This window comes from Pseudarthrobacter sp. BRE9, from assembly GCF_031844305.1.
Lineage (GTDB): Bacteria > Actinomycetota > Actinomycetes > Actinomycetales > Micrococcaceae > Arthrobacter.
On record NZ_JAUZUY010000002.1, the window covers coordinates 675,737 to 688,115 of the forward strand.

At 64.7% G+C, this 12,379-nt stretch carries 13 protein-coding genes, 1 tRNA gene and 1 other RNA gene; 5 read left to right on the forward strand and 10 right to left on the reverse strand.

Annotated elements, in window-relative coordinates; genetic code table 11:
* Positions 1 to 105 precede the first annotated feature (105 nt).
* Positions 106 to 492, reverse strand: an RNA gene (gene rnpB / locus Q9R31_RS08030) — RNase P RNA component class A.
* Between the two features lie 56 nt (positions 493 to 548).
* On the opposite strand from rnpB, the gene Q9R31_RS08035 reads away from it, so the two are divergent.
* Positions 549 to 1,313: a peroxide stress protein YaaA gene (locus tag Q9R31_RS08035; RefSeq protein WP_311262174.1), complete on the forward strand. Its 765-nt coding sequence runs from the start codon at positions 549 to 551 to the stop codon at positions 1,311 to 1,313.
* A gap of 51 nt (positions 1,314 to 1,364) precedes the next feature.
* Here the strand turns inward: Q9R31_RS08035 and Q9R31_RS08040 are convergent, their stop codons facing one another.
* The 3 genes from Q9R31_RS08040 to Q9R31_RS08050 form a co-directional block, all read right to left on the reverse strand.
* Positions 1,365 to 2,435: an IS110 family transposase gene (locus Q9R31_RS08040; protein WP_311262175.1), complete on the reverse strand. Its 1,071-nt coding sequence runs from the start codon at positions 2,433 to 2,435 to the stop codon at positions 1,365 to 1,367.
* Positions 2,436 to 2,784: 349 nt separating this feature from the next.
* Positions 2,785 to 3,522 (reverse strand): C4-type zinc ribbon domain-containing protein, encoded by a 738-nt coding sequence (locus Q9R31_RS08045; RefSeq protein WP_311262176.1) that lies wholly within the window; start codon positions 3,520 to 3,522, stop codon positions 2,785 to 2,787.
* Positions 3,523 to 3,632: 110 nt separating this feature from the next.
* Complete coding sequence (locus Q9R31_RS08050) at positions 3,633 to 4,556, reverse strand: Nif3-like dinuclear metal center hexameric protein (RefSeq protein ID WP_311262177.1); 924 nt, start codon at positions 4,554 to 4,556, stop codon at positions 3,633 to 3,635.
* A 100-nt stretch (positions 4,557 to 4,656) separates the two neighbouring features.
* Between Q9R31_RS08050 and msrA the strand changes: the two genes are divergently transcribed.
* The 3 genes from msrA to epsC all read left to right on the forward strand — a co-directional run bounded on the left by msrA (position 4,657) and on the right by epsC (position 6,806).
* On the forward strand, positions 4,657 to 5,181 hold the full coding sequence (gene msrA, locus Q9R31_RS08055) for a peptide-methionine (S)-S-oxide reductase MsrA (RefSeq protein ID WP_311262178.1): 525 nt from the start codon (positions 4,657 to 4,659) through the stop codon (positions 5,179 to 5,181).
* A gap of 65 nt (positions 5,182 to 5,246) precedes the next feature.
* Positions 5,247 to 6,182 (forward strand): cysteine synthase A, encoded by a 936-nt coding sequence (gene cysK / locus Q9R31_RS08060; protein ID WP_311262179.1) that lies wholly within the window; start codon positions 5,247 to 5,249, stop codon positions 6,180 to 6,182.
* 39 nt (positions 6,183 to 6,221) lie between these two features.
* A complete protein-coding gene (gene epsC, locus Q9R31_RS08065) occupies positions 6,222 to 6,806 on the forward strand; it encodes a serine O-acetyltransferase EpsC (RefSeq protein WP_311262180.1) in 585 nt (194 codons plus the stop codon).
* A gap of 80 nt (positions 6,807 to 6,886) precedes the next feature.
* On the opposite strand, the gene gndA is transcribed toward epsC, so the two are convergent.
* Entirely contained in the window at positions 6,887 to 8,323 is a 1,437-nt protein-coding gene (gndA, locus tag Q9R31_RS08070; RefSeq protein ID WP_311262181.1) for an NADP-dependent phosphogluconate dehydrogenase, read from the reverse strand.
* A gap of 231 nt (positions 8,324 to 8,554) precedes the next feature.
* Between gndA and Q9R31_RS08075 the strand changes: the two genes are divergently transcribed.
* Entirely contained in the window at positions 8,555 to 9,280 is a 726-nt protein-coding gene (locus tag Q9R31_RS08075) for an FCD domain-containing protein (protein ID WP_311262182.1), read from the forward strand.
* A gap of 263 nt (positions 9,281 to 9,543) precedes the next feature.
* Here the strand turns inward: Q9R31_RS08075 and Q9R31_RS08080 are convergent, their stop codons facing one another.
* From Q9R31_RS08080 to Q9R31_RS08100, 5 genes are all read right to left on the reverse strand, one after another.
* A complete protein-coding gene (locus tag Q9R31_RS08080; RefSeq protein ID WP_311262183.1) occupies positions 9,544 to 9,834 on the reverse strand; it encodes a hypothetical protein in 291 nt (96 codons plus the stop codon).
* A gap of 100 nt (positions 9,835 to 9,934) precedes the next feature.
* Positions 9,935 to 10,010 (reverse strand) — tRNA-Val (locus Q9R31_RS08085).
* Between the two features lie 104 nt (positions 10,011 to 10,114).
* Complete coding sequence (locus Q9R31_RS08090; protein ID WP_311262184.1) at positions 10,115 to 11,035, reverse strand: NAD-dependent protein deacetylase; 921 nt, start codon at positions 11,033 to 11,035, stop codon at positions 10,115 to 10,117.
* A gap of 6 nt (positions 11,036 to 11,041) precedes the next feature.
* Positions 11,042 to 11,539: a peroxiredoxin gene (locus Q9R31_RS08095; protein ID WP_311262185.1), complete on the reverse strand. Its 498-nt coding sequence runs from the start codon at positions 11,537 to 11,539 to the stop codon at positions 11,042 to 11,044.
* Positions 11,536 to 11,955 carry a DUF3052 domain-containing protein gene (locus Q9R31_RS08100; RefSeq protein WP_311262186.1) on the reverse strand — a complete coding sequence of 140 codons (420 nt, stop codon included), beginning with the start codon at positions 11,953 to 11,955 and terminating at the stop codon, positions 11,536 to 11,538. The genes Q9R31_RS08095 and Q9R31_RS08100 overlap by 4 nt, the downstream gene beginning before the upstream one ends.
* Positions 11,956 to 12,379: the final 424 nt, after the last annotated feature.

The following is a 12,379-nucleotide window of genomic DNA, read 5'->3' on the forward strand; positions in this document are numbered from 1 at the left end:
TTGAGGGGACCGGGCGCCCGGCGGTTCCGGGGGCGGATTGTCGATCAGGATTTACGGGCACGGTCCAGCATCCCGAACACAACGCCCGGGGTCAAACGAGGTATAAGGATGGGACAGCCGGTACGCCGGGTTCTGTTCTCCCCTGCCGTTGCCGGAAAGGGAGCGACGGCCATCCATCTACGAGTACCGTTGCCGGCACCCTCCAGCGGCCTACCCGGACACTCGGGCGGGCAGCCCTCGAACGTGTCCTGTCTGGCCTTGCTCCGGGTGGGGTTTACCTAGCCTTCCCGGTCACCCGGGAAGCTGGTGGTCTCTTACACCACCGTTTCACCCTTACCTGCCCTTCCCGGCAAAACCGGAAATGCAGGCGGTCTGTTTTCTGTGGCACTGGCCTGCGGGTTACCCCGAGTGGGCGTTACCCACCACCCTGCCCTGCGGAGCCCGGACGTTCCTCGAGCCACTTGCGTGGCGCGCGGCCGTCTGGCTGTCCCATCCGCGTCCAGTCTACCGGCGCCGGCAGCCGCTTTTGTCGCCGGTAGGATCGGACGGTGCTGATTCTGCTTCCCCCTTCCGAAGGCAAGACACCCGCGCTCCGTGGGCCCGCCGTCGACTGGTCCTCGCTGGGCTTCCCGGAACTGAACCCCTACCGCGCCAAGGTCCTCGAGGCGCTGGGAACGGTCAGTGCGCACCAGGACGCCCTCGCCCTGCTCGGCGTCGGTGCCTCATTGCGGGAGGACGTGGAACGCAATACGCGCCTGGGCGCCGAGCCTGCAGCGCCCGCGCACAGCATCTACTCCGGCGTCCTCTACGACGCCCTGGGCTACCGGAGCATGACACCGGCCCAGAGGCGCAAGGCGGAGGCGTCCGTCCTGGTGATTTCTGCCCTGTGGGGAGCGCTTCGCTTCGGCGACAGCGTCCCCGCCTACCGGCTCTCCATGGGCACGGCCCTGCCAGACGTCGGCCGGCTGGCGCCGTTCTGGAAGGCGCAGCTTGGGGAGACTTTGGTCGGCGCGGTCCAAGGGCACCTGCTCGTCGACTGCCGGTCCAGCACCTACGCGGCCGCCTGGGCGCCGCCGCCGGAACAGGCCGTGTCGGTGAACGTGTTCACGGAGGCCGGCGGAGTCCGCAAGGTGGTCAGCCACTTTGCCAAGCACACCCGGGGGGAGCTGGCGCGGCACCTGCTGGTGCGGCGCGGTAAAACCCCCGCAGCGCCGTCGGACCTCTTGAAGGCTGCCCGCGAGAAGTGGGACGCCGAACTGGTACCCGCTACGGCCCGCAAGCCGCACGCCCTGAACATCATCCTGCCGGGCTGACTCCCCTACCCCTCCCAAGTAAGTAGCCCTAAGTGACCCTTCTATAGTTCGTCAAGCCGTGAAGGGGTCCATTTTTGTAGCGTTGAGGGTTCGATAAATTCGTCGGGCGAGATAGCGTTTCACGCATCGGCGGATTTCCCTTTTGGTACGTCCTTCGGCTTGCCCTTTCTCGACGTAGGCAGTGGTTTCGGCATCGAATGTCATCCTGCTTACGGCGGCCATGTGAAGAGCCTTGTTCAGGGTTCTGTCGCCGCCGCGGTTGAGTCGGTGCCGGACAGTGTTGCCCGAGGAGGCCGGGATCGGGTTGACCCCTGCGAGGGAGGCGAAGGCGGCCTCGGAATGGACCCGGCCGTGGTGGGACCAGGCGGTGAGGCAGATAGCGGCCGTGACGGGGCCGAAGCCGTTTTCCTGGAGCAGTGGCGCGGCTTCACTGATATGGACCAGTTCGGTGATCTGGTCGTTGTTGGTTTTGATGTCCGTGTCGAGTTTGCTGATGTGTTTGGCGAGCCGGACTGCTTCGGCGCGGGCGACGGACAACGCGAGCGGTTCCTCACGGGCCCGCCACCGGGATACCTCGGTGATTTGGGTGCCGGTGAGGGGTTTCCGCGCGTCGAGTCCTAGGTCATTCACCCGTGCCAGCGCGGTGAGGGCGTTCACGGCCCGGGTCCGATCGGCGGTCATGGACGCACGGGCGCTGATGAGGATCCGCAGGGCTGCGCGGACGCCTTCGTTGAGCCGTGGCTGGCGCAGCTGCCGCTCGTCCAAGGCCAGAACGGCGGCGGCGATCCGGTGGGCGTCCAACTTATCGGACTTGCCCACCCCGTGGTGGGCGCGGGGATCCATGCGTGCGGCTTCAACGACGTCGTAACCGGAGGCGGCGACGGCACCGGCCAGCAGCGCGCCGTAGGAAGCAGCGCCCTCAATCACCCAGAGGGCAGCCAGGTCAGCGCCGGTGAGGCGGGCCACCCAAGCGATGGCACGGCTAACACCAGCGCCGGTGGTGGGGAAATCCCGGGTCTGCAGCAGTGCCCCGGTAGCGGTGTTGATGATGGCATAGACATGTTTTTTCGCGTGGGTATCGACCCCCACGACAAATGGGTAGGAATGAGCAACGATAGACATAGCGGTTCTGGCACTTTCCTCTATTCGCGGATACGGTCAGGGCCGCGAACGGCCGGTACCAGCCCGGGTAGAGGTCACTTCGGAACAGCACTGTGACGAGCCACGCCCCCAACGGGGCGGGCAACCTTCTGATCAAGTCACCAAAGTGGGCCGGGAAGGTACCGGCCGGCCCACACCACAGACGGACAAGTCACTTGAGGGACACCCCGCAGGGGTCAATCGTTTTGTGAGTCACGACCGCAGCGCGGAACGGCCAGTACCAACTCTGCCAGCCAGTCCCGGACCAGCCACCCCAATCCTCACAGTCGTTTTGAGCCCTCAAAACGACACTTAGCGCTACCCAGTTGAGTCAGGACCACTCGTCGGAGCGGACCAGGATGGCGCCGGAGTCCGGGCAAAATACGATGTCTTCCGCGGCCGCCGCCTTGATCTCCGCGAGATCGCCGGGGCTGAGCTTCATTCCGGAAGCCTCCGAGGTGCCGTGGAAGAGCCGCGCCGCACCGACTCCGCGCTTGGCGAGGGTCTTTTCATAGACCGCCAGCATGCCCGTATCCAGGCCGGCAGCGAATTCGGCGCGCTGGGCGCGCAGCCCTGCTGCTTCCGTTTCGACCTCGGCGAGGGCCGCATCGAGCTCAGCCCTGATAGTGCCGAACGAGCCCTGGATGTCGTCGACGATCTGCTGCTGGGCCGCCTGCCGCTCCCGCAGGCCGTCCAGCCGCTCCATGACCTCCAGTTCCACGTCCTCAAGGTCGGAGCGCCGCTTGTTGAGCGAGGCGATGTCCTTTTGCAGCGCAACGAGGTCCTTGGACAGGCCCGTGCCGCTGTTGAGCCGGGCTTCGTCGCGTTCGATCCGTGAAGTGACCTGTTCGACGTCGGCCTCAGCCCGCTTGAGCGCGGCCTCGGCGTCGTGCACAGCCACTTTCGCTGCCCCCAGTTCACCGTTGGCAACGGACAGGGCAGCCTCCAGGTCCTTGATGCGGGGATCATTTTCCAGCGTGCGGCGGCGGTTGGTGAGACCCTTCAGCCGGGCATCCAGCCCCTGCAGTTCGAGCAACTTCAACTGTTCCGCCGGTGCCGCCTTAGCCACTGTTACCTCCGCTGAATCCCTTCCGGCCGTGGCCGGGCACCGAACCGGCGCTTCCTAGACTCTAGCGCCTGGCCTGCTCCCCTGCCTCGCCGCATCCCCCGGCCGGCTGCTCAGCCCGGAGTCAGGATGAAGTCCCACGGATCGCTGTTGGTGGTGCTGACGCGGATCTCCACCTCATGGCCTTGGTCAGCCAGAACGTTGCCCAGGGCTGCAGCAGCCGCCGGCAGCCACAGCCATTCGCTGGCGAAGTGCGAAACGTCCACCAGATAGGGCCGTCCATTGAGGGCGGCCTCGCGTGCCTCCGATGCGGGGTGGTGGCGAAGGTCCGCGGTGACGTAGACGTCGGCGTTGCTGGCCCGCACCTCGTTGAACAGGGAATCGCCGGCACCGCCGCAGACAGCGATGCGACGCACCAGTCCGTCCTTGTCCCCGGACACCCGCACTCCCCCGGCAACGGATGGAAGGATTCCGAATACCCGGGCCGCGAAGTCGCCCAGGCTCATGGCATCTGCCAAGTCCCCCACGCGGCCGATGCCTTCCTCCGGCAGCCCGTTGGCCGCCACCGTGAGCGGCGCGACGTCCTGGAGCCCCAGGGCGTCGGCCAGGACATCGGAAACACCCCCGACGGCGGAGTCGCCGTTGGTGTGCACAGTCAGCAGTGCCGTCCCGGACTCGATGAGCCGGTGGACGGCCCGGCCCTTCGCCGACGTGGCGGCGACGGACGTGACGCCCTTCAGCAGCAGGGGGTGGTGGGTGATGAGCAGTTCGGCTCCCCACTCAACGGCTTCCTCGATGACCTCCAGTGTGGGATCCACCGCAAACATGACCTTGGTAACGGGGGCGGACGGGTGGCCTGCCACAAGCCCTACCTCGTCCCAGTTTTCCGCCAGGGACTCCGGCCACAGTTCTTCCACCGCCAGGAGCAGTTCGGCCAGGGTGGGGGCGTCCGCGGTCCCGGCCGGAGCCGGCGCGCCGGAGGAGGCTTCGCCGTCGTGATCTGCCCGGCCGGTAACGTCGGTGTCCACAGGTTCCATAGTCTTAGTTTTACCCCATCGGCTTTCGGCCGCCGCAGTTTGCGGTCATTGCGCCGGCCGGCCCGGGAATCATCCGGGCCCGCCAACCATTGAAGAGATCATGAAAACTTTTGTTCTTGGCGGAGGCTGCTTCTGGTGCCTTGACGCTGTCTACCAGAAAACCAAAGGCGTCACCTCCGTGGTGTCCGGGTACACCGGCGGGCACGATCCGCACCCGGACTACTACTCGGTCTGCAACGGAACCACGGGCCATGCCGAGGTGGTGGCGGTGACGTTCGACGAGGAGGTCATCCCCGCGGAAGTCATCCTGGACATGTTCTTCGCCCTGCATGACCCCACCACGCTGAACCGGCAAGGATACGACGTGGGTACCCAGTACCGTTCCTCGATGTTCTACGAGACCACCGAGGAGAAGATCTTGTTCGAGGAAGCCATCGAACGGAACCAGGCCCTGTGGTCGCACCCCATCGTCACGGAGGTCAGCCGCCTGCCGCGGTTTTACGTGGCCGAGGAATTCCACCAGGACTACTACGCCAAACACCCGGAGCAGGGGTACTGCCAGGTGATCATCAACCCCAAGCTGGCCAAGGCCCGGAAATATTACTCTGCATGGCTTAACGCTTAGCCTGTCGTTACACGGCCTCGTTAGGCTGACCTCAGTATTCACCTTTTAGAGATAGGCGTATGTACATGGCACGGATCTATGACGATGTGACGCAGCTGGTGGGCGGGACCCCGCTGGTCCGGTTGAACCGGCTCAGCGAGGGGCTGGACGCCACCGTTGCCGTGAAGCTGGAGTTCTACAACCCGGCCAACAGCGTCAAGGACCGCATCGGCGTTGCCATCATCGACGCCGCGGAAAAGTCAGGCGCCCTGAAGCCGGGCGGCACCATCGTCGAGGGCACCTCCGGCAACACGGGCATCGCCCTGGCCATGGTGGGTGCCGCCCGCGGATACAAGGTCATCCTCACCATGCCGGAGACCATGTCCACCGAGCGCCGGGTCATGCTGCGCGCCTTCGGTGCCGAGATCGTCCTCACCCCTGGCTCCGAGGGCATGCGCGGCGCAGTGGAAAAGGCCCAGGAAATTGTGGCCAACACCGAGAACTCCATCTGGGCGCAGCAGTTCGCCAACGAAGCCAACCCGGAGATCCACCGCAAGACCACTGCCGAGGAAGTCTGGGAAGACACCGACGGCGCCGTGGACATTTTTGTTGCGGGCATCGGCACCGGCGGAACCATCACCGGCGTCGGACAGGTCCTGAAGGAACGCAAGCCCGGCGTGCAGATCGTGGCCGTGGAGCCCAAGGACTCCCCCATCCTGAACGGCGGCGCCCCCGGCCCGCACAAGATCCAGGGACTGGGCGCCAACTTCATCCCGGAACTGCTGGACACCAACGTTTACGACGAGGTCATCGACGCCACCCTTGAGGACTCGGTCCGCGTCGCACGCGAGCTCGGCATCAAGGAAGGCATCCTGGGCGGCATCTCCTCCGGCGCGATCGTCTGGGCCGCGCTGGAACTGGCCAAGCGCCCGGAAAACGCCGGCAAGCTGATCGTGGCAGTCGTGTGCGACTTCGGTGAGCGTTACATCTCCACCGTGCTCTATGACGACATCCGCGGCTGATCAGACCGCCCTCCGCCCGTTTCCTGTAGAAAGAACTTTGTGGGCTTTTTCGCAAGATTGAAGGAAGACCTCGATGCCGCCCGGTCCCACGACCCGGCGGCTCGAGGTTCTTTTGAGAACTTTTTCGCCTATTCCGGCCTTCATGCCATCTGGGTCCACCGGCTGACGCACCGCATGTGGCAGAACCCGTCGCTCCGGTTTCCGGCGCGGCTCCTGTCCCAGCTGGGCCGGTCCTGGACGGGTATTGAAATTCATCCGGGCGCCACGATCGGCCGCCGATTCTTCATCGACCACGGCATGGGCGTGGTCATCGGCGAGACCGCTGAGATCGGCGAGGACGTGATGATCTACCACGGTGTCACCCTCGGCGGGCGTTCTCTGGCACGGATCAAGCGCCACCCCACCATCGGGGACCGGGTCACCATCGGGGCGGGTGCAAAGATCCTTGGGCCCATCACCATCGGCCGGGACAGTGCGGTGGGCGCCAACGCCGTCGTGGTCAAGGATGCACCGCCGGAATCGATTATTACCGGTGTTCCTGCCAGGTGGAGGCACCGGGATGCACAGCGGGAAACCAAACCCGCGGTGGACCCGGCCGAATACGACATCGAGTACCGGATCTAGCATCAGCAGGCACAGCAAAAGGCGGGCAGTTCCACCGGGTAACCGGGGAACTGCCCGCCTTTGTTGTACGGCAGCAGGTGCTAGTGCGTGTCCACCGCTTCAACTTCGGACTTGTCCTCGCCCCACAGGGTGTGGAAGGTCCCTTCGGTGTCGATCCGGCCATAGGTGTGTGCGCCGAAGAGGTCGCGCTGGCCCTGGATCAGGGCGGCTGCCACGCGCTTGCGGCGCAGGCCGTCGTAGTACGCCAGCGATGAGGAGAAGACCGGCACCGGGATGCCGAGCTGGACGGCGGTGGCAACCACGCGGCGCCAGGCCGGCAGGGCGTCGGCAATGGCCTGGGTGAACGCCGGAGCGAACAGAAGGTTTGCCGGCTTCTCATCAGCGGCGTACGCCTTGGTGATGTCCTTGAGGAGCTCGGCACGGATGATGCAGCCCGCGCGCCACAGGGAGGCGATCTCGTCCAGCTTCAGTTCCCAGCCGTATTCCTTGGCGGCCGAGGTCAGCATGTCCAGGCCCTGGGCGTAGGAGACCAGCTTGGAGGCGTAAAGCGCCTGGCGGACGTCTTCAACGAATGTCTCGGGAATTTCGACGTCGGCCTCGTTGCCTGCCAGCAGTTCCTGGCCCAGCTTGCGCTGCGCGGCCTGGGAAGAGAGGGCCCGGGCGAAGACGGATTCGGCGATGCCGGATACCGGCGAGCCCAGTTCCAGGGCTGAGATGACGGTCCAGCGGCCGGTGCCCTTCTGGCCGGCGGCGTCGACGACGACGTCGACGAACGGCTTGCCGGTCTTGGCGTCCACATGGCCCAGGACCTCCGCGGAAATCTCGATCAGGAAGGAGGACAGCTCGCCCTGGTTCCACTCGGAGAAGATCTTTGCCTGTTCCGCGGGCTCGATGCCAGCGCCGGAGCGGAGCAGGTCAAAGGCCTCGCCAATGACCTGCATGTCGGCGTATTCGATGCCGTTGTGGACCATCTTGACGAAGTGGCCCGCGCCGTCGGTGCCGATCCAGGCGCAGCAGGGCTCGCCGTCGACCTTTGCGGAGATCTTTTCCAGCAGCGGGCCGAGGGCCTTGTAGGACTCCTTGGAGCCGCCGGGCATGATGGAGGGGCCGTTCAGTGCACCCTCTTCGCCGCCGGATACGCCGACGCCCACGAAGTGCAGGTCCTTCTTGGCCAGCGCGGCTTCCCGGCGGCGGGTGTCCTCGTAGTGGGAGTTGCCGGCATCGATGATGATGTCGCCCGGCTCCAGCAGCGGTTCGAGCTGCTCGATGACCGAATCCACGGGCTTTCCGGCCTTGACCATGATGAGCACCCGGCGGGGCTTCTCGAGGGAGTCAACCAGTTCCTGGAGGGTTTCGGTCCGGATGAAGTCTCCTTCGGAGCCGTGCTTCTCCAGCAGCGCGTCCGTCTTCTCCACCGACCTGTTGTGCAGGGCAACCGTGAACCCGTTGCGGGCGAGGTTACGGGCAAGGTTGGCGCCCATGACGGCGAGGCCGGTGACACCGATGTGTGCAGACATCAATAACTCCAATTCATTATTAGTCCCGGATGCCGGCTTCCGCAGGCGGGAAGACGCCGGGGCGTATCAGGGGGTCGGAATAAAGCATATATATTCTCGCTGTGACGCGAAAGTAACGGCGGCGTAATGGACCATATTGTGTCGGTGCCAGTTTAGGACCCCGCCCTCCGGTGCCCCGTTGACAGTCGTACCCGCGCAACCGGCCGCTTGCCAGCAACTAGGCTTAGCAGCATGACCAGCAGCCTCCACCACCGTGCCATCGACAACCTTGGCACCCGCATTATCTCGGGCGATCTACCTGCCGGCCATGTCATGCTCGCGGAGCAGTTGGAGGATGAACTGAAGGTTTCCCGCTCCGTGATCCGGGAGGCCGTGCGGGTCCTGCAGTCACTTGGGCTGGTGGAAACCACCAAGCGGGTGGGCATTCGGGTGCTGCCGGCAAGCCGTTGGAATCCCTTCGATCAGCAGGTCATCCGCTGGCGGCTGGCAAGCGACGCCCGCGGCGCCCAGCTGCGTTCCCTCGCCGAACTGCGCGCTGCGGTGGAACCCGCAGCTGCCGAACTGGCCGCCCAGAATGCCCCTGCCCCGCTGCGGATGGAGCTGGTCGACGTTGCCCGTGCCATGCGCGAGGCCGGAAACAACGGCGAGGTAGCCCGCTTCCTGGAACTGGACATCCGGTTCCATTCGCTGCTGCTGTCCGGTTCCGGCAACGAGATGTTCGCCAACCTCATGGGCCAGGTGGCCGAAACTTTGACCGGCCGTACCGTCCATGGACTGATGCCGGACCACCCGCACCAGGCTGCCCTCCAGTGGCATGAGGATGTGGCGCAAGCGATTGCCAGGGGGGATGCCTCGTCTGCACGGGAGGCCTCGGACCGGATCATGCGGCGCACCATGTCGCAGATGGCGGACACCTGGACGGAGCAGCCACGGGTGTTTATCCCCGTTCGGCAGTGATCAGCGGGCTCGCCGGTGATCAGCAGGCTCGGCAATCTTCAGCCAGTGCCGAAGCTGAGAAGGACCTTGGTTGCCGGAGGATTCATTCCCGACACCAACGACTCCGACGGTATGACTTTTTGTTTCCGGCAGTTCACGGTATATTCGTCCCAGGCCCTCCACCGCGGCATCCCCCAATAGTCGCGGTGGAGGGTTTTCCAATGCCCTGAAACAGCGATATCCGAGGACATGGTGCCCCGGGGAAGCAGCCCGGCAGCGATGGTTCACGCTGCGCCCGCCGAGGCTTTCTTGAGCCGCCAGCCCCCGCCGGCTCCATCACGCTGGAGGTACAGGGTGGTCAGGGCTGACCTGCTGTTGTTTCCCAGCCTCACCTGCAGCTGCAGGACCTCAACATCCACTCCACTGTTGCCCTTCGGCATCCGCCTGCTGGTTTCCCACCAATTGATGCGCTCGAACCATCTGACCGGCTCGGCACCAACCGCCCATTCCCTGCCCCGGCTCAGCACCGCCGTCGGCATTCCGCTGCTGTCTGTCCGCACTATGACGTGTTCCATTCCTGCAACGTATGGCAGGGGTCCGACAATGGGGACACGACGTGCCCAACAAAAAACCCCGCTGCCCATGCCGGAAAGGCTGGGGCAGCGGGGTTTACTTTGGTGGGTCCTACCGGGATCGAACCGATGACATCCACGGTGTAAACGTGGCGCTCTACCAGCTGAGCTAAAGACCCAAATCGTGCTGTTTCCGGCGCTAACGCCGCAACCAACGAACATAGACTCTACCCGACTGTGGGCCGGAAACGCGAATCCGCCCATCGAACCGCTTCCGGCGTCCCTACAGGGCGGGAAGTTCAGCCGCGAGGTAGCCGAGCGCCTGGCTGACGCCGGCTTCCAGCTTGATGGTCGCTTTGTCATCACCCCGGGTGGCGCCCCGGTTGATGATCACTACCGGCTTGGACTCCTTGGCGGCGTGCCGCACAAACCGAAGGCCGCTCATGACCGTCAGGGATGATCCGGCGACCACCAAAGCGGCTGCCTGGTCCACCATGGCATATGAGCGTTCCACCCGGTCCTTGGGCACATTTTCGCCAAAGTAGACAAAGTCCGGCTTCAGGGTCCCACCACAGGCAGGACAGACTGGCACCACGAAGCTGCTGATAAGCGACTCGTCCTCCACGGTGGCGTCAGCGTCAGGCGCCATTTCCACCAGCCCGGAGACCGCTGCCCGTTCCAGGAATCCGGGGTTGAGTTCCTCGAAAACACCGGCCAGGAGACGCCGGGTATAGGTCCGCCCGCAGTCCAGGCATATCACCTGGTCATACCGGCCGTGGAGATCCACGACATTGGAGCTGCCCGCGTCCTGGTGCAGGCGGTCCACGTTCTGGGTAATCAGGCCAGTGAGGTAGCCGCGGTGTTCCAGCTCCGCCGCTGAATAGTGCCCCTGATTGGGTTCCGCGTGCCGCATATGGGACCACCCGATGTGGTTCCTGGCCCAGTACCGCCGCCGGTTGCCGGCGTCCCGGACAAACTCCTGGTAGGTCATGGGCTGCCGGGGCGGCGAGTCCGGGCCACGGTAGTCCGGGATGCCGGAGTCGGTGCTCAAGCCGGCGCCCGTCAGCAGCGCGAAGGGGGCACCTGCAAGCAGGTCGCGGATCCTGGCCAGCACTTCGAGGTCATCGCCTGAGGGCGGAGCAGGGGCTACCGGCGGCATGCTGGCAAAACCTGTAAGGCCAGTCCCCCGCGGCTGCTCCGCCATGGCTGCTCAGGCCTGCTTCAGACCCGCCAGGGCCGCGCGGTATTCGCCAAAGTCCCGGGCCTGCCCGCGGGGATTCACAACGCTGTAACGGATCCTGCCGTCAGCATCGATGATGAAGGTGGCCCGCTTGGCCATGCCGCTGTCGACGTCGAACACGCCATAGGCGCTCGCCACGGCTCCGTGCGGCCAGAAGTCGGCAAGGAGGTCGAAGGTGTAGCCTTCGTGGGCAGCGTAGGCACGGAGGCTGAACTTGCTGTCCACTGACACCGCCAGGACCACGGCGTTCGAGTTCTCGAACGTGGCCAGGTTGTCCCGTATTTCGCATAGCTCGCCCGTGCAGATCCCGGAGAACGCAAAGGGGTAGAAGACCAGCGCCACGTTTTGGCCCCGGAAGGATGACAGCTTCACCGGCTCACCGTATTGGTTGGCAAGCTCGAAGTCAGGCGCCGGTGCACCCAGCGCAGGAACAGCTGCAGAAGCGGCGGCCTCAACCGCTGCCGTCATTTGTTCTTCCTGCTGACCAGGCGGGTTGCACTCCAGTCCTTCGAGACTCCCGCTGAGGTGGTGACGTGCAGGCCGGCGGTGGGTGCAGCTTCCTGGATGTCCGCGGGCGAAACGTAGCCGTCCCTGCCTGACTTGGGGGTGAGGACCCAGACAACGCCGTTTTCGCTCAAGGTAGTGAGGGAATCCATCAGGCTGTCCACCAGGTCCCCGTCGCCGTCGCGCCACCAGAGGACGACGGCGTCCGCCACCTCGTGATCGTCCTCGTCCAGCAACTCGGAACCGGTGAGGTCCTCAATATCGTCACGCAAGTCGAAATCGACATCGTCGTCGTAACCGAACTCCTGAATCAGATCCCCGTTTTTGAAACCCAATTTTTCCGCCACATTTACCGAAGTGGCGGCGTCGGCCTCGCTCACGTGTTCCTCCAATACCTCATATATGCGGTCTGCATAGTGATTTCCATTACTCCCCAAGCCAACACCCTTTGTGCCTGCGCTTCAAGCTGCCGCCCCCTGGACTGCGCATATTCTGCGTCACATCCGGCTGCAGCACCCCGGCCGCAGGGGTTTTTGTCACACAACCAGTATGACGAACGAAATACAACCGCAGCACCTGGCCCGCAGCTACGCATCGTGAAGCGGTCAGGGCTAGAGTGGCTGATGACAACTATGGCTGCGGGACGACAACCTTGCGACTCCAGGCAGACATAGGAGCGCTAGGAAGCTGCCCGGCACACATGCCCGGGCTGTTGTAACCGATACGTCGCACACGGCGTATGTACGCCGGGCAGTCACCCTGCCTGGCCTGAGTGCGCCGATTCATGCGCGCAAAGAGAGGTTG

Coding starts and splice junctions, on each gene's coding strand:
- Q9R31_RS08095 (WP_311262185.1), bottom strand. CDS start 11,539: ATGACGGCAGCGGTTGAGGCCGCCGCTTCTGCAGCTGTTCCTGCGCTG.
- Q9R31_RS08040 (WP_311262175.1), bottom strand. CDS start 2,435: ATGTCTATCGTTGCTCATTCCTACCCATTTGTCGTGGGGGTCGATACC.
- Q9R31_RS08080 (WP_311262183.1), bottom strand. CDS start 9,834: ATGGAACACGTCATAGTGCGGACAGACAGCAGCGGAATGCCGACGGCG.
- Q9R31_RS08075 (WP_311262182.1), top strand. CDS start 8,555: ATGACCAGCAGCCTCCACCACCGTGCCATCGACAACCTTGGCACCCGC.
- Q9R31_RS08090 (WP_311262184.1), bottom strand. CDS start 11,035: ATGGCGGAGCAGCCGCGGGGGACTGGCCTTACAGGTTTTGCCAGCATG.
- Q9R31_RS08050 (WP_311262177.1), bottom strand. CDS start 4,556: ATGGAACCTGTGGACACCGACGTTACCGGCCGGGCAGATCACGACGGC.
- gndA (WP_311262181.1), bottom strand. CDS start 8,323: ATGTCTGCACACATCGGTGTCACCGGCCTCGCCGTCATGGGCGCCAAC.
- cysK (WP_311262179.1), top strand. CDS start 5,247: ATGGCACGGATCTATGACGATGTGACGCAGCTGGTGGGCGGGACCCCG.
- msrA (WP_311262178.1), top strand. CDS start 4,657: ATGAAAACTTTTGTTCTTGGCGGAGGCTGCTTCTGGTGCCTTGACGCT.